Annotated in this window: 17 protein-coding genes and 1 tRNA gene; 11 read left to right on the top strand and 7 right to left on the bottom strand. The window is 40.7% G+C overall.

Annotated elements, in window-relative coordinates; all coding sequences use genetic code 11:
- Positions 1-231 precede the first annotated feature (231 nt).
- The 4 genes from H6G28_RS06920 (at position 232) to H6G28_RS06905 (ending at position 5762) form a co-directional block, all read left to right on the top strand.
- Positions 232-1365, top strand: a complete 1134-nt coding sequence (locus H6G28_RS06920) for a GspE/PulE/PilB domain-containing protein (RefSeq protein ID WP_190669870.1) — start codon at positions 232-234, stop codon at positions 1363-1365.
- Positions 1366-1570: 205 nt separating this feature from the next.
- The gene (locus tag H6G28_RS06915; RefSeq protein ID WP_190589810.1) at positions 1571-2254 is read left to right on the top strand and encodes a Crp/Fnr family transcriptional regulator; all 684 of its coding nucleotides are present in this window, start codon (positions 1571-1573) and stop codon (positions 2252-2254) included.
- Between the two features lie 471 nt (positions 2255-2725).
- Positions 2726-4510: a M61 family metallopeptidase gene (locus H6G28_RS06910; RefSeq protein ID WP_190589809.1), complete on the top strand. Its 1785-nt coding sequence runs from the start codon at positions 2726-2728 to the stop codon at positions 4508-4510.
- A gap of 169 nt (positions 4511-4679) precedes the next feature.
- Entirely contained in the window at positions 4680-5762 is a 1083-nt protein-coding gene (locus tag H6G28_RS06905; RefSeq protein WP_190670107.1) for an AI-2E family transporter, read from the top strand.
- Between the two features lie 313 nt (positions 5763-6075).
- Here H6G28_RS06905 and H6G28_RS06900 read toward each other — a convergent pair whose 3' ends face one another.
- A complete protein-coding gene (locus tag H6G28_RS06900; RefSeq protein WP_190669868.1) occupies positions 6076-7131 on the bottom strand; it encodes a DMT family transporter in 1056 nt (351 codons plus the stop codon).
- Positions 7132-7576: 445 nt separating this feature from the next.
- Between H6G28_RS06900 and H6G28_RS06895 the strand changes: the two genes are divergently transcribed.
- Positions 7577-7957, top strand: coding sequence for a hypothetical protein (locus H6G28_RS06895; protein ID WP_190589807.1), 381 nt, complete (start codon positions 7577-7579; stop codon positions 7955-7957).
- A gap of 94 nt (positions 7958-8051) precedes the next feature.
- Here H6G28_RS06895 and H6G28_RS06890 read toward each other — a convergent pair.
- Positions 8052-8138: transfer RNA gene (locus H6G28_RS06890), tRNA-Ser, on the bottom strand.
- Between the two features lie 255 nt (positions 8139-8393).
- On the opposite strand from H6G28_RS06890, the gene H6G28_RS06885 reads away from it, so the two are divergent.
- From H6G28_RS06885 to H6G28_RS06875, 3 genes are all read left to right on the top strand, one after another.
- Entirely contained in the window at positions 8394-8891 is a 498-nt protein-coding gene (locus H6G28_RS06885; RefSeq protein ID WP_190669866.1) for an LptA/OstA family protein, read from the top strand.
- A 197-nt stretch (positions 8892-9088) separates the two neighbouring features.
- Positions 9089-9817 (top strand): LPS export ABC transporter ATP-binding protein, encoded by a 729-nt coding sequence (gene lptB / locus H6G28_RS06880; protein WP_190589805.1) that lies wholly within the window; start codon positions 9089-9091, stop codon positions 9815-9817.
- A 218-nt stretch (positions 9818-10035) separates the two neighbouring features.
- Positions 10036-11151: an LptF/LptG family permease gene (locus H6G28_RS06875; RefSeq protein ID WP_190589804.1), complete on the top strand. Its 1116-nt coding sequence runs from the start codon at positions 10036-10038 to the stop codon at positions 11149-11151.
- Between the two features lie 30 nt (positions 11152-11181).
- Here the strand turns inward: H6G28_RS06875 and H6G28_RS06870 are convergent, their stop codons facing one another.
- Complete coding sequence (locus H6G28_RS06870; RefSeq protein WP_190669863.1) at positions 11182-12774, bottom strand: tetratricopeptide repeat protein; 1593 nt, start codon at positions 12772-12774, stop codon at positions 11182-11184.
- Between the two features lie 402 nt (positions 12775-13176).
- On the opposite strand from H6G28_RS06870, the gene mrdA reads away from it, so the two are divergent.
- A complete protein-coding gene (mrdA, locus tag H6G28_RS06865; RefSeq protein WP_190669861.1) occupies positions 13177-14997 on the top strand; it encodes a penicillin-binding protein 2 in 1821 nt (606 codons plus the stop codon).
- Between the two features lie 484 nt (positions 14998-15481).
- The gene (locus H6G28_RS06860; RefSeq protein WP_190669859.1) at positions 15482-17071 is read left to right on the top strand and encodes a B12-binding domain-containing radical SAM protein; all 1590 of its coding nucleotides are present in this window, start codon (positions 15482-15484) and stop codon (positions 17069-17071) included.
- A 60-nt stretch (positions 17072-17131) separates the two neighbouring features.
- Here the strand turns inward: H6G28_RS06860 and H6G28_RS06855 are convergent, their stop codons facing one another.
- Both H6G28_RS06855 and H6G28_RS06850 read right to left on the bottom strand, forming a co-directional pair.
- Entirely contained in the window at positions 17132-17956 is an 825-nt protein-coding gene (locus H6G28_RS06855; protein WP_190589800.1) for a lectin OAA family protein, read from the bottom strand.
- A 905-nt stretch (positions 17957-18861) separates the two neighbouring features.
- Entirely contained in the window at positions 18862-19533 is a 672-nt protein-coding gene (locus H6G28_RS06850; RefSeq protein ID WP_190669857.1) for a LuxR C-terminal-related transcriptional regulator, read from the bottom strand.
- 94 nt (positions 19534-19627) lie between these two features.
- Here H6G28_RS06850 and H6G28_RS06845 point away from each other — a divergent pair, with 94 nt between their 5' ends.
- Complete coding sequence (locus H6G28_RS06845) at positions 19628-20461, top strand: sulfurtransferase (RefSeq protein ID WP_190669856.1); 834 nt, start codon at positions 19628-19630, stop codon at positions 20459-20461.
- Positions 20462-20535: 74 nt separating this feature from the next.
- Here the strand turns inward: H6G28_RS06845 and H6G28_RS06840 are convergent, their stop codons facing one another.
- Both H6G28_RS06840 and H6G28_RS06835 read right to left on the bottom strand, forming a co-directional pair.
- The gene (locus H6G28_RS06840; RefSeq protein WP_190669854.1) at positions 20536-22668 is read right to left on the bottom strand and encodes a serine/threonine-protein kinase; all 2133 of its coding nucleotides are present in this window, start codon (positions 22666-22668) and stop codon (positions 20536-20538) included.
- Positions 22669-22776: 108 nt separating this feature from the next.
- Positions 22777-24462: a serine/threonine-protein kinase gene (locus tag H6G28_RS06835; protein WP_190669852.1), complete on the bottom strand. Its 1686-nt coding sequence runs from the start codon at positions 24460-24462 to the stop codon at positions 22777-22779.
- Between the last annotated feature and the right edge of the window lie 6 nt (positions 24463-24468).

Raw genomic sequence — 24468 nt, 5'->3', positions numbered from 1 at the left:
GTAGCCACCGCAATTCCTAGCCATGAATTCATTAAGGACTTTGCGGAAAGCCTTTCCCTGCTCCCTAAAACCAACCAAGACTAACTAGTACAAAAAAATTTATACCTATCGAACCTGGCATTATCTTACTGAGATTAATTTAATTTTTACCAAGAACACAAAGTATCTTTATTTACTGCCAACTAGCTTAGAGCAAAATAAAATATAAGGAAACTGTAAATAATTAAACCTATGTTGTCTTCAGAGGACAAATCAAATGATACCGAAGCCAGTGAGCAGCAGGTACTATCGAATATACCGATCAACTTAGAGCAAGAAAGCGATCGCCAACAAATATTTCAGCTAATTGATCATCTCTTGTCCTTTGAAGCTTGCTTGTACCACCAAATTCTGCCCTTTCGATTAGAAAGTAACAAATTACTCCTGGGGATGGTGCATCCGCAAGACAGTAGCGCCCTTGATTACGTAAATCGCATCCTCGCTTATATCAACTGCACAATGGTGGCTCATGAAATTGCCAGCGACAGCCACCGCCACATCCTCTCAGCCTACCTCAACTATAAAAATACCTTTAGCTCCAATATCCCCACCTTAAATCAAGCTGATTTCAAATCATCTCAACAGCAACCACCAACATCAATGGTGGAAAACATGGAAACTCCTAAAAATATTCCAGAACCCAACCTTTCAGCCTTAGCTCAAAAGCTTAAAGCAGAAATCACCGAAGCATCCCTGGCAACAAATTTAACCATCCTGCCAGTGCCTACCCCAGAACTATCCACTCCGGTGGAAGTGCTGGCACTACTCCCACCCAAAAAACTACTAGAAGAATTACTCGGTCGAGTTTTGGGTGGTGGCATTGGTCGCTTGTATTTAGAAAGACAACCCTATCAAGGTAGGATACTCTGGAGTGATAACGGTGTTGTCCAGTCAGTACTGGATAATTTACCCCTGTCAGTGTTTCAAGGCGTACTGAATGAATTAAAGCGATTTGCCGGTTTACCTATAGCCACAATTACAGAACCAAAACAAATAGAAAAAGAATGTTTATATCAACAAAACCGTTTGTTATTACGCCTGCGAGTCATGCCAGGGATTTACGGTGAAGAAGCCACACTACAAGTCCTGCGGGGAGCCGCCTTAAAGTTTTATCAACAACAACAATTAGGTCGTCTCAGCCGTGATGTTTTGGGTATTTCTCAACAACTGAGCTATAAATTACAAGAACTGCATCAACGGCTCATACTTAACTCTAGCCTCACATCAGAGCAAGCAGATGCTTTAGATAATTTAAATCGCATTGTGGAAAATTTAGACCAACAAGTCAAAATACTCACAGCAAATAGCGATTCAATGAGCAAATAATAAATCACAATTGGGTCAGTAAAACCTCTGATTTCGATCCCTGACATAATTGCTATGTTGTAAGGGAACATTAGACCGAAAAACCATAGCTTGTTAGTCTTAATTATTACATTTTAAATATGTATTAATACTATGGTAACAGGTTTAAAACTTATAGCAGTCAACTAAATTTTCCATTATTGAATTCATTTTTTACAGATATTTCATGCAGACTGAGGTTTTTAGTGAACTTTTCCCCTTGCTGAGTACAGCCAACCCACAAACTTTAGAATGGCTGCTCAATGTTGCCGTTGATCACGAATATCCCGTAGGACGAGCCGTATTGATGGAAGATGCCTGGGGTAACGCCGTTTACTTTGTGGTATCCGGCTGGGTAAAAGTCCGCCGTACCTCTGGCGAAGATTCTGTGGCTATAGCGATTTTAGGTCGGGGTGATTTTTTTGGCGAAATGGCGATTTTAGATGAATCTCCACGTTCTACTGATGTAATTGCCCTTTCACCTGTAAAATTACTGAGTATTTCTAGAGAGCGTTTTATTCAAATCTTGTTTAAAGATCCACAATTACACCATCGGATGCTGCAACTGATGGTGCGAAGAATCCGACAATTTAACCAACGTTTACAAATTCGCTCTTCACCACCAGCCGTCAAACTGGCTCATACCTTAGTTAGTTTGGGTGAAAGTTATGGACAAGACTCCGAACGTGGTAAAGAAATTTTTAATATTCCCTTTAAAGATTTGGCGGAAGTGACAGAAATCGGAGTTGAGGAAACCACCAAAATCATGGAAAAACTGCATGAAAAAGGATGGATCACAATCGATAATGCTAATAACATCATTTACTTGGTTAACTTCAAGCAACTGATGAATTTGGCAGGGAAAGTCTAATTCTGGGTTGAATGTGGATTCAAAGAAATTCAACTGCTACGACAACTGATTTACATTAGCTATCCAAGTCCGAGACTGAGGAACTTTGGGACTAACGACTGATGCTGGTGTTAGGAAGTCTTGAAAAAAAGAAACGGTAGCAGCCACAAACGTAAATTTTGGCAATGGTGTGGAGCATAAAGAGTTGAGTGACCAGCTTTGAAATCAGCTCTACTGACTATTTTTGATGAAAAACGCCCAAGCATCAAAAATGCTGGAAACAGATGCTTGGTGGGAAAAATTAATTAATTATGGATAAAAAGACTGGAAGCTTTGATATTAATTATAAAATATTAATTAATTGTAAATTTTTTCCAAATCGTGCTTTCACACTGCTTGATTCCTCGTTCTTTACAAAGTCCCTCCATTGACTATTAATTATTGACTAATAACTATAAACTCATAACTTATCACTCCTGTCTACTACTACAAATGACTGAAGCAACAGCACCTCGTCTCGAAATTGGCGTTAAGGAAACCGTACCGACGATTCATTACCTGGTCGCAATGCCCCAACCAGAAACCCATCTGTTTGAAGTGAGCTTGCAGCTGGTTAATCACTCATCCCCAACCCTGGATTTGAAAATGCCCGTCTGGACACCAGGTTCTTACCTCGTGCGGGAATACGCCAAGAATCTCCAAGATTTTGCCGCTTTTAGTGGAGAGCAACCTTTACCTTGGCGTAAAATCAACAAAAACCACTGGCAGATCAACACAAACGGTATTTCGGAATTAACTGTACGTTACCGTATATTTGCCAATGAGCTATCGGTACGGACAAATCATTTGGATGGTACCCACGGTTATTTTAACGGTGCAGCCCTGTTTTTTAGAGTCCGGGGCTATGAAACTTTGCCAATTCAAGTAACGATTGTACCGCCGCATCCCGAATGGCGAGTGACGACAGCCTTACCTTCAGTTGATGAACAGTCATTCACTTTTTACGCAGCCGATTTTGATACTCTTGTCGATACTCCCTTTGAAATTGGTGATCACAAGTTATACCGCTTTGAGGTTTTGGGAAAACCTCACGAACTGGCGATTTGGGGACAGGGTAATTACCAAGCACAACAAGTAATTGCGGATATTCAAAAAATCATTCATGTAGAAGCACAGATGTTTGGCGGGTTGCCTTACGACAGATATGTGTTTCTGCTGCATTTGTTTGCTCAAGCCTATGGCGGCTTGGAACATAAAAACTGCTGTTCTTTGATTTATCAGCGTTTTGGTTTTAATTCACCAGATAAATACGATCGCTTCATTCAATTGGTGGCGCACGAGTTCTTTCACTTGTGGAATGTAAAACGGATTCGCCCCAAAGCTTTAGAGGTGTTTGATTACGACCGGGAAAGCTACACTTCGTCTCTGTGGTTTTGTGAAGGAACAACTAGTTACTATGATTTGCTGATTCCTCTACGGGCAGGAATTTATGGTGCCAAATCATATTTTCATAATTGGAGTAAGGAAATTTCCCGATTTTTGACTACCCCAGGGCGGAAGGTGCAATCACTGGCTGAGTCCAGTTTTGATGCCTGGATTAAACTTTATCGCCCAGATGCTAATAGCAATAATTCCCAAGTTTCTTACTATTTGAAGGGAGAAATGGTGTCTTTATTGCTAGATTTGCTGATTCGAGAGCGATCGGCAAATCAGCGTTCTTTGGATGATGTGATGCGGTTGATGTGGCGCAAATTTGGCAAATCGGAAATTGGTTATACACCCGAAGAGTTGCAGGAAGTAATTGAATCTGTCGCAGAGATGGATTTGACGGACTTCTTTAATCGCTACATTAATGGCACGGACGAGTTGCCGTTTAATCAGTATCTAGAACCTTTTGGCTTACAGGTGATTGCCGATAAAGAAGAAGAACCTTACCTTGGGTTGAGATTAAATACCGAAAATGGCAGAGAAATTGTCAAGTTTGTAGAATTTGGTTCGCCTGCACAATTGGCAGGAATTGATGCGGGTGATGAGTTACTAGCGATCGCTGGTATCCGTGTCACTTCCCATCAACTAAGCGATCGCTTAAAAGATTACCAAGCAAACGACGTAATTCAAGTAACCGTTTTCCATCAAGATGAACTACGTACCTGTTCTGTGACTCTGGCGGCACCACGTCCAAGTAAATATCAAGTAGTTCCGGTTAACAATCCAAATAACACACAAAAAGAAAATTTTGCAGGTTGGTTAGGCATACCACTGGCCAGCCTGCGTTAAAACTGCTACTTTTGAATCTTTTTATTGCTAAGGCAACTCACAGGGGCGCAATATATATATTGCGCCCCTGTGAGTTTTTGCTAAGATACATCCCTAAAAAAAATAAAGTCAGCAATTTTTTGATAAGTTGATACTAAGCATGACAAATTAATTAGGAATAATTATGAATATCAATTTATCAGTTAACCGCCTCCTAAAATGGCTAATTTTAACACTCTTGTTTCCGCTATTATTTCTTAATGGATGGCTATTATTAAAGTTTTTTCAATATTTTCAACCTTTAGTAACTATTCTTGTATTAGCATCTTTGTTTGCTTTTATTTTAAATTACCCTGTTGCGTTACTAGAGAGGAAAGGATTAAACCGCAACTATGGAGTTACGCTAGTTTTTGTCTTAGCTACGTTGATATTAGTAACTTTTGCAACTACGTTATTGCCCATAGTTTCTCAGCAATTTAATGAAATGGTGAAATTACTACCCCAATGGATTGATTCTAGTGAGACAAAATTACAGGTTTTAAATGATTGGGCCTTTAGCCAGAAAAGCCGCATAGATTTTAGTCAGATTTTTACCAAAATTACTGATAAAATTCCCGAAGAAGTAGAGTATCTTTCAGATAAGCTGTTAAGCATTATCATCGACACAATTGATAGTGTTTCTGGTGCATTAATTACCGTAGTTTTAAGTTTTTACTTGTTGTTAGATGGGGCAAGATTGTGGCAAGGTATATTTAAGAAGTTACCTTGGGATTCTGCCCAAAAAATTGGTAAATCAATCCAACAAAACTTTCAAAATTACTTGATTGGTCAAGGCACATTAGCTTTATTGATGGGACTTGCTCAAACATTCATGTTTTTGCTGTTTCAAGTCCAGTTTGGATTACTTTTTGGCTTAGGAGTAGGAATTTTAAGCTTAATTCCCTTTGGTGATGTGTTTAGTTTGATTATAATTACTTTAATTATCGCTACCCATGATTTTTGGTTAGCAGTCAAAGTGTTAGCCGTAGCTTTGATCATAGATCAACTCATTGACCAAGTGATTGCTCCACGTTTATTAGGAAGTTTCACAGGGATAAGACCTATTTGGGTGTTAATTTCTTTATTAGTAGGAACTTACATTGGTGGCGTTTTAGGATTAATTATTGCCGTACCAGTGGCTGGTTTTATTAAAGATGTTGGAGATGGCTTTGCTGTATCGAATCATTCTGATAAGGCGGTTGTCGGTGAAGATGCAGAAATGTTACCTCAATAACCTACATCTGCTTGAAACAAACCCCTCATACCAAATTAAAAAATGATTGCGACAGATGGATGACTCAAAAGCTTACCGATCAACCCTTACCCAATCCAAAATCTAAAATCTAAAATCCAAAATGGTATCATATCGTGTCTGGTAAAAGACTTATCATCAAAACCGCAGGAAGCAGGGGTAGGACAAGTTTTGTCTCAGCGTTTTTCATCCCAATACGGTACATTCATCTAGTCTCTAACCCCTAGCCTATAGCCTCTATCCCCTATCAACTTGTACTGCACTCAACCGAAAAACGCTGTATATTGATTGGTTATTAAATACCTTTAAATCCCATTTCGCTTTCTACTTGTTGCACCTCGGTAGAATTTACCTGATTGGCGGTGGTTACTCTACGAGTTTGACGCATCACTCCCAGTTGGCTAATAAATATGCCAACGACAATCAAACTACCACCTATATATTGAGGTAAAGTTGGGACTTCATCTAAGATAAAATAAGCCGCCAAAATGCCTGCAATGGGAGCAAATGAGCCAACTAAAGAAGCTACGGATACAGTAGAAGCTCTCAAACCTTTAAACCACAGGGACTGGCCTAAAACTACAATCACCACACTATAAAGCAACATCCACCGCCACAAAAAAGGCGAAAATACTTCGACAAAATGATGTTGACCGTATAACTTTAAAGCCAGAAAGAAAAATACAACAGTACCTAAAGCAGTGCGGTAAATTGTAAAAATTCCTAAAGGAACGTGGGAGACAGATTTTTTCCCTATCACGGTAGCGATGGCGGCTGCGACTGCTGCGACTGCTGCTAGAATTTCGCCTGTACCCAAGTGAAACCCAGGCATATTAGTTATATGAGTTCCCGTTGGCTGGAGTATAACAGTTAGTGTCACGCCAATAAAAGCCGCGATCGCACCCACAATTTCCCACAGATTTACCCGTTCTTTTAATAACCAAATTGATAAAGCTAAAGCCAGTGGTGGTTCTAGTCTGCCAACCAAAATCACATTATTGACATTGGTGAGCGCCAATGCCTGAAAAATTAACCCAGGGGCTAAAGCTCCTGATAGGATAGAAACCACCGACAACACTAACCAATTCTTCACAGATATTTGCTTCAATGCTGTTTTGTTCCACTGCTGCCTATAGATAAGCATCAGAACCAATAAGGCGCAGATATTACCGACAAACAAAACATTACATAAAGAAATCGGGTTTCTGCCATTTATTAAGTTTTGCGAGCCGATTTCTGTTAATTTGCGCGTAATTGCGCCAGATGCGCCGAAAATGACGATTGCGAGCCAGAGATAGGCTTGACTGGGAATTCTATCAATGAAACGATGCCATCTTCTCAGGCTAGTCACAACAATACCACTTATAGTTGCAATACAAATATTAGGAATCCGATTTGATTTCTGAATCTAGTTGTGTGGTGCGCGTTCGCAAAGCGTCTCGCAGAGAAGCGCAGCGCAAGCGCGATAGGCTGGGAGTAGGGAATGGGGAGTAGGGAGTAGGAAAGCAGCCTGATCTGAGTGTACTGATTTTTTTCATAAATCAAATATAAGTCCTATAACATCCAGAATACTAAAAGATATTAGCTTATATTTAGCTGATAACAGGCTGGAACACTGTTAAAAATTACCTAAGATTTTTGGACATCACACTTACCTGAGAAAATGCTGAGTTTAAACTGAATCTTCTCAAGGAATAAACTCAGACAATTTATGGCTAAGTTTCAGATGAGGTTCAGTAGTGTCTGAGATGCTCTGGATAGCTGCTATAAATCTCAAACACAAGGAATATTAACCAATGAAATTCGCCCCTTCTTTACTAACAGGTGTTGCCGTAGCTGGGTTGTTGACAGTTGCTAATGTTACATTACCAAGCGTAAACCCTTCACAAACTCAAGCAATTGCGGCTGAAGGCAAAGATGCTTTAGGTTTGACTCCTCAACAAGAAATCGATTTGATCACCAAGCATAAAGGTACACCTGGTAGTGGTGATCAACTGCGTCGTTTTTTCTTTGGCGACCTTGAACCAATTGGAATTCAACCTGGTGGTGCAGGTCAAGTTGTTAACCTTTACAACAAAGCTAACAACGTTACATTTTCTTACTGTTCTACCTTTGATGTTGTGGTCGCAGTGAAAAAAGGTAAAGTTCCGAAATTTCCTGCTAATGAAGTTAAGTAATTTTGTGTAGTAATTAAGTCAGATAAATAAACTTTAGGGTAGTCAACAAGATATTTGTTACTACCCTAATTTTTTGAGGGATTTTATTTAAGAACGGAGAGGGGGGGATTTGAACCCCCGAAGAACTTACATCCTTAACGCATTTCGAGTGCGCCGCATTCAACCACTCTGCCACCTCTCCAGGTACTGATAGAAATGCGAAGACGTTCCTCAGCTATGATAACATTCCAAATCCAGAGAGCGATCGCTTGTTTGGGAAATCCGCATTAGACTTATATGATCATGATGAAAATTTTCATGAAACTTCAACCTTCTGCCAAACGTCAGTTTTCCAGCCATGACTTATCCCAAGCTATTCCAGATTGTAGAGGTTATCGCTGGAGAAAGTACTTGAGATAATTAGTATAAAATCCGAAATTCTGAACCCCCAATTTCTATGAAGCCCTGCAATCAATCGCTAACATCACCCCTACGTCGCTTTGGTCTAGCCTTGGTACTCCCAGCCGCACTTTTAGGCGCATTTACCTTTCCTAGCCAAACACAAACAGCAACCGCGCAGTCTGCTGGTGGTAATCGCCCTTTAACTATTCGCTCAGATATCCAAGAATATGACGCTAAAAGCCAAATTATCACCGCCCGTGGTAATGTGCAGATGTTGTATCCAGCGCGGCAAATCCAAGCAACGGCGGCTCAAGCACAATACTTTAGCAAAGAACGCCGCATAGATTTTAGTGGCAACGTCTATATTTTGCAGCAAGGCGGCAATAGTATTCGGGCAGAGAAGGTGACATATTTAATTGATGAAGGCAGGTTTGTCGCTTTACCCCAAAGTAATCGTCAAGTCGAATCGATTTATATGGTGGAAGACTCGGAAATAGGTGGACAAAATACTACACCAGCCCCCAAAACCCCAAATCTCAAGCCAGCCAATTAACATTTAAGTAGAATTGCAGAAAATAACCTCCTGGTTTATCCTCACAATAATTTAAAATCTAAAATTGGCATGGTTAACCTAAGTTGAAAAAGCGATGAGTGCTGAGGAAAAAACTAGTTTCTAGCCTCTAGCCCCTTTTTCAGCAGTCCTAGTGTATGCAGTTCACGATTACTACTTAGTATCAATTAACGCAGATAGTGAAAATTGTTTTAGAGAATATTCACAAATCTTACGGCAAGCGAGCCATTGTCAATCGTGTCAATCTTTCCGTGATTCAAGGTGAGGTCGTTGGTTTACTAGGCCCCAATGGCGCTGGCAAAACGACGACCTTTTATATTGCCACAGGTTTAGAAAGACCCAATCAAGGGCGCGTTTGGCTAGATACTCAAGATATTACTGGTATGCCAATGGACAAAAGAGCGCGTTTGGGTATTGGCTATTTAGCCCAAGAAGCCAGTATATTTCGCCAACTTAGTGTGCAGGATAATATACTCTTGGTGTTAGAGCAAACCAATGTTCCCAAACGAGAGTGGTCGAAGCGATTGTATACTTTGCTGAAGGAGTTTCGGTTAGAGAAAGTAGCTAACAGCAAAGGGATTCAACTCTCTGGTGGTCAACGACGACGAACAGAATTAGCTAGGGCGTTGGCGGCGGGAAGAGAAGGGCCAAAGTTTTTATTGTTAGATGAACCGTTTGCTGGGGTTGATCCGATCGCAGTAGCAGAAATTCAAGAAATTGTAGCAGGACTGCGCGATCGCGGTATGGGAATCTTAATCACAGATCACAATGTGCGTGAAACTCTGGCTATTACTGACCGCGCCTATATTATGCGCGAAGGACAAATTCTCGCTTCTGGTACAGCTGAAGAACTGTACAGCAATCCTCTTGTGAGGCAATACTATTTAGGTGATAATTTTCACGTTTAAAAAACCGAAAAATTTAAATTGATATAAAAATTCTCAATGATTTATCAACATCTCTCTGCCTTGTCTCCCTTGTCTCTTTTATTCACACATCAAATAGGACTGCTATAAGTTACAAACTACGCATTAACCAGGGTTGAACCATTAAATTTTAATTGCTTATGATTTCCACAAAGCAACAGTCTTTTTATAGTATTAATTCACTGCTGCCATTTACGATTATGGATCGTTATTTGCTCAGTGAATTGCTACCACCATTTTTATTTGGAGTTGGGGCATTTTCCTCAATTGGTGTAACAATTGATGCTGTATTTGATCTAATTAGAAAAATTGTTGAATCTGGCCTACCTGTAGGCATAGCTATTCAAGTTTTCTTGTTAAAGATGCCATATTTTATTGTGTTAGCTTTTCCTATGTCCACGCTGCTGGCGACTTTGATGACTTACAGTCGTCTTTCGAGCGATAGTGAACTCATAGCATTACGCGGGTGTGGAGTAAGTGTTTATCGGATGGTGCTACCTGCTATTGTGTTAAGTTTATTAGTTACAGGTATGACATTTGTCTTTAACGAACAAATTACACCAACAGCCAATTACCAAGCCAATCAAACTCTTCAAAGTGCTATTAAATCTGATAAACCAGTTTTAAAACAACAAAATATTTTTTATCCCGAATACCGCGATATTCAAGAAGCCGATGGTAGTAAAACTAAGCAGTTAGCACGGTTATTTTATGCTGACCAGTTTGACGGTAAACGGATGAAAGGTTTAACTATTATTGACCGTTCTACAGCAGGTTTAAATCAGGTGGTTGTGGCAGAATCAGCACAATGGAATGGTTCGCAAAGCGTTTGGGATTTTTATAATGGCACTATTTATTTAGTTGCATCTAATGGTTCTTATCGCAACATTTTACGTTTTGAACAGCAGCAACTCAAACTACCACGCACACCACTGAGTTTGGTAGAAAAAAGCCGTGACTATGGTGAAATGAATATTTCCGAATCTTTAGAACAGTTAACAGTAGAAAGATTAGGAGGCGATCGCCAAAAAATTCGCAAGCTGCAAGTGAGAATTCAACAAAAAATTGCTTTACCCTTTGTCTGTCTAGTGTTTGGCTTAGTCGGCGCAGCAATGGGAAGCGTCCCGCAACGTACTGGGAGAGGTACAAGTTTTGGCGTGTGCGTGATTGTGATTTTTACTTACTATTTACTATTTTTTATTAGTGGTGCGATCGGACAAGCTGGTGTGATTTCTCCTTTTTTGGGTGCTTGGTTGCCTAATTTTATTTTCTTAGGCATAGGTTTATTCTTATTAATGCGCGTAGCTAGGCGTTAACTTGAATACACTCCATTGGTATCACCTAAATTAAAAATTCAAAATATCTAGCGACTCTTCAATTTGTAAATCTAAAACTCGTCCTCGCGCATCTTTAAGCGCATCTAATTTACCTTCTTTGCGATAAAGTTCTACAGCTTTTTGAAAATCTATCATTGCTGCTTGTTTATCGCCGATCGCTGATTGCACATTGCCGCGATTATAATAAGCATCGGCATAATTTGGGTTAATTTGTATAGCCTGAGTATAATCTTCAAAAGCTCCGGCATTGTCGCCTAAATCATAACGAGCATTACCGCGATTATAATAAGCATGGGCATCATGAGAGTTAATCGCAATTACTTGAGTATAATCATCAATTGCACCTTCATAATCACCCATATCTGCACGCGCATTACCACGATTTTTGTAAGCAATAGCATCGTGAGGGTTTAACTTAATAGCTTTAGTAAAGCTTTGCTGATATCCTAAAAAATAACGGGACATGCCACGGTTTTGATAATTTATGGCATAGTTAGGATTAATTTTAAGTGCTTGGCTGTAATCTTCAATCGCACCTTGATTATCTCCTAAATGGGAACGAGCATCGGCACGATTTTTATAAGCTACTGCCAGATGAGGATTGATATTAATTGCCTGGGAGTAATCATGAATTGCTGAAGTATAATCGCTTAACTGGTAACTTGCTAACCCACGTTTAATATATAACTTGGCATCATTGAGATTAAGTTGAATTGCTTGGGAATAATCTGCGATCGCTTCTGTATAATCTCCTAGTTGATAATAGCTTAATCCTCGTTGATAATAAATCTCTCCATCATTTGGGTGTAATTTTAAAGCTTGACTATAGTTAGCGATCGCATTTGCATATTCTCCCTTAGCAAAACAATCATTCCCTAGTTTGACATAATCAATTTCTGTCTGCACAATCAAAAATTGATTATCTTGATTAACTGCGGGACGCGCCGCTAACATTGGTGTTTTCTGATTATCTTCTGTCCGATATTCTTGATAATTAATAGTAGATTGATATTGTTCTAAATAACAACGCAAACCACCACCATATAATAATTGTTCTATGCCAAAGGCAATTCTACCTGTTTTGAGTTTAATCATCCGAGTCGGTAGAAATCCGGCTAAAAAAAGATGATACTCAGATTGCGCTTCGTGTACTTCTTCTTGAATTAAAATACAAACTACAACCGCATTTTTTTCTACTTCTTCCGAACTAACAGACCATCTCACCCGATCAAGGCTACCATGCCGAGATTTGACTTCAATCCCCACTGATGGGTTAGTAGTCAGGGTAAAATCTATCTTGCCATCGCCACCAAAGCGTTTCTCATAATCAACTTCGGTAATTAAATCAGCCAAACGTTCCTTAACAACTTCCTCGCCTAATTTACCTTTGAGATAGCTGATAAAAACATCACGCACTGGCGAAACCCGCTTGTATTTTTCAGCCATTTGCCAGCAAAAGTCGCGGAGTATCTTTAATCTCTCCCCAGAAATTATAGTTAATTCGCTGTATTGACCTTCTGTTTCGCAATGTAGCAGAGAACCAGATGTTAGCCTTTGAATAAAATCAGACTGTAGCGATCGCAGCAGCGTAATCCAGTCCATTGATATATTGCAATCCTATTTGATTTCTAAACATCTTGTCGAGACAGGGAGTCGGGAGACTGAGTATATCTGCGAATCTTGGAATTAGATTATTTTATTCAAATATCCCATATACGTAAACATTTCCCCTCAAAAACACTCTCTAACTTGTCCCCCTTGTCTACCTCGTCCTCCTTGTCTCCCTCCTCCCCTTCCCTCTAAAATTTCTCCAAAATAATTTACTCTGGTCATAGACTTTGCGAATGGCTAATTGCAATAATTCTTGATAAACTGAATCAGCGATATGGTTTTACTTAAATAAGTAAAACTATATACAAAAAATTATTGTGATTAACAGTAATACCCGGTAGAAGCTCAGAACCATTGTATACAGATAGTACTTATCAGTAATTAACCTTATTTATGGCAGTATTACACCCTTCTCCTCTAGGTGGCAAAAAAAATACACGCACAGTCGGGCGCAATTTTCAGTCTATATTTTTGATGATATTTACCCTCACAATGCTGAGTGGCATCGGGGTGAGGTTGGCCTATTTGCAAATTGTTGAGGGAAACACACACCGCCAACGCGCCGAGTCTAACCGCATTCGAGTTATTGCCAAACAGCCAGAACGGGGAAATATTTTTGACCGCAACGGCAAACTTTTAGCCAGTACTCGTTATCCCCGTTCTGTGTATCTTTGGCCAATGGCGCATACAAAACCCTCTTGGCCAGTTGTGGGGCCGAGGTTAGCCAGCATTTTAGAGATTCCCCAAGCAGACATTGAAAAAAAGCTCGATGAAGCAGGCGCAAATTCATCTTCTTTAATTAGAATTGCCCGTGATTTAAACGAAGCCCAAGTCACAGCAATCAAAGAGTATGAAAACGAACTCCCAGAAGTGGAAATTCACACGGAGGCTGTACGTTATTATCCCCACGGCACAGCATTAGCCCATGTACTCGGTTATACCAGAGAATTAACAGCAGAACAGTTAAAAGAAAGAAAAAAAGACGGCTACCGCTTAGGTGATGTTATCGGTCAAATGGGAGTCGAAAAAGCTTACGAGAAAATGTTGCGGGGTGAATGGGGTGGTCAGCAAGTAGAAGTAGATGGGGCTGGGCGACCATTGCGGGTATTAGGAGAAAAACAAGCCAAAGCCGGGAATGATTTGCATTTAACTTTAGATTTAGATATTCAAAGGGCTGCCGAAAAAGCTTTAGGCGATCGCGATGGTGCTATAGTAGCCATCAACCCGAAAAATGGCTCAGTTTTAGCCTTAGTTTCCCATCCCACCTTTGACCCCAACATCTTTTCTAAACAAAAACTCACACAAAAAGACTGGGAATCAGTACAAGGTGAAGACCATCCCCTAGTGAATCGCGCCCTCAGCGTCTTTCCCCCCGCCAGCACCTTTAAAATTGTCACAACCACAGCCGGTTTAGAATCAGGCAAATTTTCCCCCAGCACAATTTTACAAACCTACGGTTCCTTGACCATTGGCGGAACCAGATTTGGCGAGTGGAACCATGCAGGTTTCGGGCCTTTGGGATTTGTCGGCGCGATGCAATGGAGTAGTGATACTTTCTTTTATCAAATAGGTAGAGGTGTTGGCGGCCCGGCTTTAATTGAATGGACTCGCAAATATGGATTTGGTCAAAAAACCGGCTTTGAGTTCGCCTCAGAAGAAGCCAAAGGGTTAGTCCCCGATGAAAACTGGAAACAGAAAACTTGGAAAATACCCTGGACTGTAGGCGACACAATTAATATGTCTATTGGTCAAGGTGCTTTACAAACCACACCTTTACAAGTAGCGGTGATGTTTGCAGTCCCGGCTAACGGCGGCTATCGAGTCCAGCCACATTTACTCAAAGATAATGAAGATGCTCAAAGTTGGCGCGAATCTTTAAATATGAAGCCAACAACCGTTAAAATTTTGCGCGATGGACTGCGTAAAGTTGTTTCTGAAGGTACAGGGAAGGTTTTAAATAAACCGACAATTCCCCCGGTAGCGGGTAAAAGTGGTACAGCCGAAGCTTGGAAACGTCGTGTTAAACAAAATCATGCTTGGTTTGGTGCGTATGCGCCAGCCGATAATCCAGACCTGCTAATTGTCGCTTTTGCAGAACATTCTGGTGGTGGTGGTGGTAGCGTCGCCGCGCCGATGATTCTACAAATTATGGAAGACTATTACCAAAGAAAGTATCCAGGTAAATATCAAAAACCAGAGGCAAAACAACAATAGTTTGACCAAATAAAGCAAAAGTAAAAAGTTAAAAGAAAGAAAAAGAAAATGGTTTGAAGCCCATCAATTTATTTAGGGGAATTATCTTTTTACTTTTTACTTTTTACTTTTTACTTTTTACAGAGCATCCTTTTTGGTTCGTCATATCATTCGGTGCGTCTTCATACAGAATTGGTAAGACTAGTAATTTTAGGTTGTTCTAACTTTAGACAGAGAGAAGAACAGCCTTCTGAGTTGTAGTATTTAAGATGTCTTTGTTGACTCAGTTAGTAGGAAGATATTCTCAATCTTCTGACAGGTGTATTGCTAATTTAAAAGACTGAATTTATTTTAGTCTTTTATTATTTTTATCATGCCTATATGCCTAAGCTGTAGTGCAGATATTAGGCGTTAATTTGTTTGGAGCAACATATCAGTTTCCAGACAGATCATGTCGGCTATTGATGGGAGTCCGAGATAGCAGAAGTTTTGCAACCAGGATTTTATGAAAGCATTATTGCTCTACCCTCAGTTTCCCCAATCTTTTTGGTCTTACGATCGCTTCATGGAAATCGCCGGACTTAAAGCCGTTTTACCGCCATTAGGAATTATCACAGTTGCAGCACTATTACCCAAAGAATGGGAAATTAGATTTTGCGATCGCAATGTCAATCTGGAAACAGAAGCTGATTGGGAGTGGTGCGATCTCGTCATCTTGTCGGCCATGCTGGTGCAGAAACCAGATTTTCATACCCTGATTCAAAAAGCAGTCCGCTTAGGTAAAAAAGTAGCAGTTGGTGGCCCTTACCCAACATCTATTCCACAAGATGCTTTGAACTCTGGAGCGGATTATTTAATTTTGGATGAGGGGGAATTAACTGTTCCGCAATTTTTAGCAGCCCTCAATCAAGGTCAAGAACAAGGAATATTTCGCTCCCTGGAAAAACCTGATGTCAGCCAAAGCCCGATGCCCCGTTTTGACTTGTTGCAAAGGGATGCTTACTTGATGATGGCTATCCAGTTTTCTCGCGGTTGCCCCTTTAACTGCGAATTTTGCGATATTATTACACTCTACGGTCGCAAACCACGCACAAAAGAACCTCAGCAAACCATTGCTGAGTTACAAGCTCTGTATGATTTAGGCTGGCGCGGGTCACTGTTTATTGTTGACGATAACTTTATTGGCAATCAACGGAACGTCAAACGTTTCTTGCGAGAGTTGATTCCGTGGATGAAACAACACTCCTATCCCTTCACATTCATCACTGAAGCTTCTGTGAATTTAGCCGAAGATGAAGAACTGTTGCAATTGATGAATGAAGCAGGTTTCTATGCTGTCTTTCTCGGTATAGAAACTCCAGACCAAGAAAGTTTGCAATTAACACAAAAACTGCAAAATACTCGTAGTCCTCTTGTGCAAGCCTGTGAGAAAATTAATCAAGCAGGTATACTCATCTATGCAGGGTTTATCCTCGGTTTTGATGGAGAACGCCCAGGCGCAGGAGAAAAAATTCAAGCTTTTGTCGAACAAACCAATATTCCTCAACCAATGTTGGGTATTCTTCAAGCTTTGCCTAACACTGCTTTATGGAACCGTCTGCAAAAAGAGCAGCGTTTGTTAGAGAGTAAGGGTATTGGTGCAACTGAAGTGGGAGACCAGAATACCTTAATGAATTTCATCCCCTCACGCTCCATTGATGAAATTGCGAGAGAATATGTAGAAGGCTTATGGACTTTATATGAACCCAGAAACTATCTAAGACGCTGTTTTCAGCAATGTCTGAGTCTTGGTTCCCTCCCCCAGCGAAAACAAACTATGCAATTGTCTCCAGGAAAGGCATTGCGGCTGGTTGTTAAGTTAATCTGGCTTCAAGGTTTACGTCAACCAGAAATTCGTGTGCAGTTCTGGCAACAACTCTGGGCAATTCTGCGGACAAAACCGCAAGTTCTGAATATGTATTTAGGACTATGTGCTGCGGGAGAACATTTTTGGGAGTATCGGGTTTTAGCTAGACAACGAATTACTCAACAATTAGGCTACGACCCACTGATAGTCTCTGCGTTACCTAAGCCAGAACCAGTACTAGTCAAGTAGGATATGCGATCGCATATCCTACCTGACTGACTATACTAATCTTTATGCGCGATCGCCTTTTTAGATTTTGGTGGCGCGGAAACCGATGGGGCCTTCACCAGCATAAGTAATGGTTCCGGTTAAGGTTTTGCCACCATCATTAGATGTAACATTCACCGCCACTACATTTTGTCCGGCGCGACTACCAATTACCCAAGTTCCACCTGCATTCCAAGGCGCGGAAGAACCTCCCCATTGGTTTTCTACGTTGTAGTTATTGCTACCAAACAGGTTGCCTCTAAAACCGATGGGGCCTTCGCCTGTATATGTGTTAGTTCCAGTTAAGGTTTTGCCGCCATCATTAGATGTAACATTGAGTGCTACTACATTTTGATTATCCCGGCTGCCCAGTACCCAAGTACCACCAGGATTCCAAGGTGCAGAAGAACCTCCCCATTGGTTTTCTACAGTGTAGACACTGCCGTTTGCAGCCGCACTCTTAAAGCCGATGGGGCCTTCGCCTGCATAAGTTATTGTTCCGTTAAAGGTGTTACCACCATCGTTGGATGTGATATCAATTGCCACAACATTTTGATTTCCCCGGCTGCCTAGTACCCAATTTCCACCTGCATTCCAAGGCGCAGAAGAACCTCCCCACTGATTTTCTACTTTATATGTGTCGCTGGTAGTTAAGGTAGCTCTAAAACCAATGGGGCCTTCACCAGCATAAGTGGTGGTTCCATTTAGAGTCTTACCATTGTCGTTTGATGTAACTTTGAGCGCGACAACACGTTGATTTGATCTACCTCCAATTACCCATGCGCCACCGGGATTCCAAGGAGCAGAAGCACCACCCCACTGATTTTGGACGATATAGAGATTGTTAATTGTTGCAGTAACTGTCATTTTTTTCTCCAATATTTTTGATAATTGAGTTCAGAGTTCTCCTTTAAGAACCCCATTTGATTTCTGAAAACATAGATGAATCCCAGCACAATTGAAAGTGAATTATTTCACTCATTTACAACTTTTATGGGTATTGCAAAGCTTACTAGCTCAAAGCTAGTTAAGCCCTTTTTATATATGTGTCTTCAGAAATCAAATAGGATTCCTACAGAGCAATTTCCAAAGCAAGTCTAAAATCTGGCTAGAGACTTTTTAGAAGCTGTTTAGTGTACATCAAAGCCTTATTTTAGACTTGCTATATTCTTTCGATATCTTGGCAAACTTGGGGCGGTTTTATTTATTGTTCAGATTGATTTATTAAATCAATCATAGATATAGGGAACTATCAAGAAGTTATCAATGTATTTTGATTTTTTACAAAATCAAATGTGATAACTATGTGATAATACTATTCAATGAATTTTTATTTGTCAATACGTTAAACAGCTATTTGCTGCTTTAATTTAATTTACAAATCAAGAAATAAGTCTAGCAATCCGACAGTTAAGACATTTAAGACTATTCAAGTTAATAAAATCGGACATTTAAGACAGTTAACAAGTTAATTCAGTATTTCTTATGTAAGTTATAAATAAATATTTATTTATTAAAAGGCTAGTAAAGTAGAGACAAGGCAAAGACATTGGTAAATTACAGCACTTTTGCAGTAAGTAAGTGAAGTAGACTATGAGTAATAAGTAATGAGTAATAAGCAGGACTTACGCAAAAATTGCTCAAAAGCTTAATTTATCGTAGACGCGAAGCGGCTTCCCGCAGGGTACCGCCAAGTCGCCAAGAACGCCAAGAAATCTTAGAGTTTACGTAAGTCCTAATAAGTAAATTTATTACTCATTACTCATTACTCATTACTTTTTTGGTAGTTGTTTGAACTGGGTAATTGTAGAAAGCTTTGCTAACATTTGCGTGCGAGATGAAACTTCTAACTTGCGGAACATTCTTTTTAAAGCTTGTTTAACAGAGTTTTGGGTAATCCACAATTCACGACTTATTTCTGCGTTGCTACAACCTTGCGCTACTAGTATAGCAATTTCCACTTCTCTAGGGGTTAAATTTGCGGTTTGGAAAGGTGGATGTGGGGATTTTGTCATTGTTACCCAAGTGGAAATATGCAGACAAATCGCACTTAAATCTGTGAGGTTTTGCGAATCGAATGCAGGTATGTTTTGTTGACGGGTAAAACCTAATGCGCCTACTAATTTACCAGTGCTGACAATTGGCCCGGCCATGACATGATAGTGATCAGGACGGGGACAAATCAATTTCCATGTTTTTGGTTCGACTACTAAGGCTTCGTGAACTGGGGCGTGGCGTTCTAGTAAGTAACGTGCGACTGGGTTGTATTGGGGTGATAAAGCTATTAGTATTGCTTTGTCAATCAGATGAGTTTGATCAAAGAAAAATAGCCCACTGCGTGTAGCGGCAAAATACTGACTGATATCTGTGGATATGTGCGATCGCAATGTCTGTTCATCTTGAGCTTGAGCAATTGCCCGAAATATATCTTGTAATGCGACCATAGGCAAATTGTACACTTTCGAGGTCTAGAAGTAATATCGCCCCAAATTTATCTTAGAGCAATGTACTGAGTGTAGATTTTGGGATAAATTAACTATGACTGCCAATTCTGATTACGCTGATCCATCAGTTATCGTTGATACCCAATGGTTAGCAGATCATCTCCATGATCCTCATGTTCGTATTGTTGAAGTAGATACAAGTCCAGAGCTTTACAAAAATGCCCATCTACCGGGTGCTGTATTTTGGAATATTTTTACAGACTTACTTTTACCAGATTTCAAAATTAATTTAGATGCGATCGCTTTTACCAAACTCATGGCACGCTCTGGTATCACCAATGATACAACAGTTATTGCTTATGGCAATTATCCCGGTATCGGTGGCTGGATTTTTTGGTTGTTAAAAGTCTTTGGTCATGATAATGTCCGAGTTCTCAATGGCGGCTATCAAAAATGGCAGTCAGAAAATCGTCCACTCGCAACTGAGTTATCTACATTTCCATCCACTGATTATCAACCCCAAGCGCCTGATCATAGTTTGAGAGTCTTACATCCTGAAGTTGAAGCTGCAAGTCATCAACAGGAACCCATTTTGTTAGATGTCCGCACAATTCAAGAATACAACGGTGAGTGGTTTTTTAATCAGCCACCCAAAGCCAATGAACGCACTGGACATATCCCTAGCGCAGTTCATCTTGAGCATATCCTGACACTGAATGAGGACGGTACTTTTAAATCATTTGCTGAATTGAAAAATCTTTATACCAGCCAAGGTATTACACCTGATAAAGAAATTTTTCCTTATTGTGCGATCGGTGGACGTTCTGGATATATTTGGTTTGTTTTAAAGTATTTACTAGGCTATCCAAATGTTCGCAATTACGACGGCTCTTGGAATGAATGGAGTCGCCTGAATGACTTATCGTAGGGAACAGGTGATAGGTGACAGGTAACAGTTTTGATGATGTTGGGTTCTGTTCCTCTACCCAACCCTAGTCTCTATCAAAGTTTCTGTTCTGTTCCCACAGGCGTAGGTGTTTCTGTAGGCGTTTCTATCGGTGTGGGGGTTTCTATGGGTGTTTCTGTAGGTGTGGGTGTGGGTGTCTCCACAGGGATGGGACTTTCCGCAGAGATGGTGAGTTGATAATCTACTGGAGTTGTGGCTGTAGAAACAATCACAAACTCGTAGTATCCTTTTTCTGGTAGCTCTGTAGTTAAAGTGCGTTTTGTTGAGTCTTCTAAGAGTTTGAGTTTACCAGAAGGGGAATAAATTGATAACAAAACTTTAGAACTAGCTTTGAGGTTTAAGTCTAAGGTTTGCCCTTGAGCTAGTCCAGCTATGAAAACTTTACCACTTCCTGGTTTGAGAGTTCCACTGACGGTTTCACTTGTTGCGCCTGTATCAAAGACAATCTTGGCAAAAGCATTGCCATTGAGGATAGCATTTAGTTGATCGTTCACAAACCCATGCCAAACTTGACCGATGGGTTCATTCATAAAATTTCGTCCACGCTGTTCGGGAAAGACGCGGTAAAAAGCTGCATCGCCTAAATCATATAAAGCGCGACTACCAACGTTAATGTTATTTACGGCAGCTTTCCAGCGATCGCGGTCGGTTGCGGTATAATTCCCTAGTTGCCGTCGGGATTGGTCGCTGAGAAAGGCTAGTTTACCTAATAATTCATCCGCAGTTTTATCCCAAGTCGCCCGCAGACTTTCATCTTCTGGTTTATTGCTGAGGGTGCGTCCTTGTAAACTCGGATTTCTCCGCCAAAAAATTTGATTCACCACGTTTATATAAAAGTCTTGATCAATTCCCAGTGCTTGACGGCGATCGCTTAATTTTTCTTTGCGTTGCTTTTCTTCTGGGGAATAATTATCGGAAGCATCCACAGGTTGAGTAACTGTTGGTGTGGGTGTGGGTTCGACATTTCCACCATCACCACGATTGCGATTTGTGCCTATCCAAACAGCTCCAATCACACCCACTACAGCTAATGTTGCCATAAAAGTTTTCGTTGTTGTCCACCGACTTTTGGCTTGGGGAATAGGTGCGGGAGAGGGCGAAATTGGGCGGGGTGGTGTGGAGTTGATATGAGGAGAAGGAGAGACAGCGACAGTTGCAGATGTTTCTGGCGCTGGTGGTACTGGTGGTTGAGTGATGGGGTAGTTAATTGGTGTTGGGTTCAGGACGTACAGAACTTGACTAGCAGATTGATAGCGATCGCTTGGTCGGGGTGCTAACATTTTGTCTAACACCTGTCCTAACATCGGACTCAGACTAACTTCTTGATGCCATTTCCAAGTTAGGGTGTAGTTATCTAATAATTCTTGCGGTTGTTTACCGGTTAATAATACTAATATGGTGACAGCTAAAGCATATAAGTCACTATGGGGAGATACTGCACCAGTTTGCATTTGTTCCGATGGTGCAAAACCGATTTTTCCTAGTAGGGTTGGTGCAGGCATTTGACCTGCTGCATCTGGTTGGTAATATTGAGAAGCTACGGTGGCGACTACTTGTTTAACACCACCAAAATCAATTAAGACTGGCAGTTGGTCGGCGGCGCGTAAAATTAAATTATCTGGGGAAATATCTCGATGTATTACACCCAGGGAGTGAATATAATCTAAAACTGGTAAAATTTGCTGTAATAGTTGTCTGACTTCTACTTCTGTAAATCGTAACCCTTGCTGCTTGCGGGTATTTAATAAGGAATTGTAAGTTTGTCCTTCGACATAATCTTGGACTAAAAACAAATATTCCTTACCTTGAAGATTTGTGCGAAACAGTTCCCGAAAGCGGGGAATTTGGGGATGTTGCAATTTATAGAGAACGCTGGCTTCGCGCTGAAACAGTTCTTCGGCTTTTTGCAGCACGTAGGCTGTTTGCACTTGGGGAGAAAATTCTTTTAAAACACAAAGTTCGCGGAAACGGTTGATATCTTCCGCTAAATAAGTGCGTCCAAACCCACCTTGTCCGAGTTGACGAACAATTACATAGCGATCGCTTAAAGTTAACCCAGGTTGGATACCATAACTTACAGGTACATCTTGCAAATTTTCACCACACTGGAGACAAAACCGACTACCTGCGGGATTTACATGACCTTTAGAGCAATAAAATTTAGTCATTAGTGCTGAGTGCTGAGTTTTAAGTAATATATTTTCGTTTTATTCCCCCTGCACCTCTGCACCCCTGCACCCCTGCTTCCATACTCACTCATCACCCTGACACCTTAACTAATTGTTCGATTGTATTTTACTAACTTTATCAGCCGCGATCGCATACCAAATTTGACCGTAAGTTTGTTGGTTCTGTTTCTCCCGTTGTTTTCCGGGAAATAACTCTTCAAATTTTTGATTGGTTTCTCTGTTCAACTGACTCATTGTATAGTCACCGAACTTTCCACTTCTGGCTTGCTGTCTCCATCTTTCGTAATCTTGTTGACTGTAACTACCCAATTTCCGGCGGGCTGCGGGACTAAGTTCAGCCTGTTCTAGTTTATCCAACAAGTCATCAGCAATTCTCAACCATTCATCCCGCAAAGCCTTATCTTCTGATTTTGAGGTGATGGTTCGCCCTTGCATTTCCGGCTTTTGGCTATAAAACAACGAGTCTACCATACGAATAAAGAAGACTTCAGAAATTTCTAATTCTTGGCGACGCGCCATTACATCCCCGTTTCCTTTGTTACTGACTGGTTGCGCTAGGGGATTCGGTAATGATGGCATTGTGGGCAGAGAAATGGAAGGTATGCTGATAGATGTGATACCCCGCACAACCGCATTTACCGCCGCCCAAGTTCCCGCCACGGTTAACCCAACTATGGCTGTACCCGCCATACTCACAGCAAAGGGACGTAACCACATAGGTAAAGGTAATTTGCGGCTGACAGCTTGAGTTCTTTGATGAATTTTACTGACAATAGCGTTAGCGCGTTTCTGCCCAGGGGCAACAATTTGAGTTTTCAACTTGGTAAGATAAGGATTGCTGGGTTGGGTGACAGCAGGCGATGGTAAATCTTTGAGGACTTGTTCGGCTGTTTGATAGCGATCGCTTGGTTTATAAGCCAGCATTTTTTTCAATACCGATTCTAATTTGGGGCTAACTTTAATTTCCTTACCCCAATACCACAGCCCTTGATAGCTGTCGTATAATTTTTGCGGTTCCTTCCCTGTTAATAATACGAGTATTGTCACCGCTAAAGAATATAAATCACTACTTAAAAATACTTTTCCCTGGCGAATCTGTTCTTCTGGTGCGTAGCCTTTTTTACCTAACAAAGTATGATTCACGGCTAACTTAGTAAACCAAAAACCTTGGGAAGCGGGTAACTGCTTCACCCCACCAAAATCAATTAATACAGGTAAATGGTCAGAACGTCGCCAAATTAAATTATCTGGTGAAATATCCCGGTGAACAACATCTTTAGAGTGGATGTAGGACAACACAGGTAAAATTTGTTGCAGCAGCAGAATCACTTCTTCTTCACTAAAAGTTTGTCCTTGAGCTTGACGCTGTTCTAATAACTGGCAATAATTTTCACCCTGGATATAATCTTGCACCAAAAAGAAAAAATCTTTACTGCCTAACTGCACCTGTAAAGAAGCATGAAACCGAGGAATTTGTGGGTGCTGGAGTTGCTTCAGCACATTGGCTTCCCTTTCAAATAACTCCTTGGCTTTTTGTAAATCTTGCTGTGCTTGGACTTGGGGTGCAAATTCCTTCAGCACACACATTTGATTCGCTTTTTGTTTATCTTCCGCCAAATAAGTACGTCCAAAACCGCCCTGCCCTAGCTGACGTATAATGTGATAGCGTTGATTAACAATCTGCCCAACCGCAAGCGGTAACGGTTCACCACAAGAGGTACAAAACCGATTACTTTCAAAATTTGCGTGTTGTTTACTGCAATAAACCTGCATGGTGCT

It is taken from the genome of Nostoc sp. FACHB-190 (assembly GCF_014696905.1).
GTDB lineage: Bacteria > Cyanobacteriota > Cyanobacteriia > Cyanobacteriales > Nostocaceae > Nostoc_B.
Note: the sequence above shows the minus strand (reverse complement) of the source record. Positions and strands in the feature narration are given on the sequence as shown.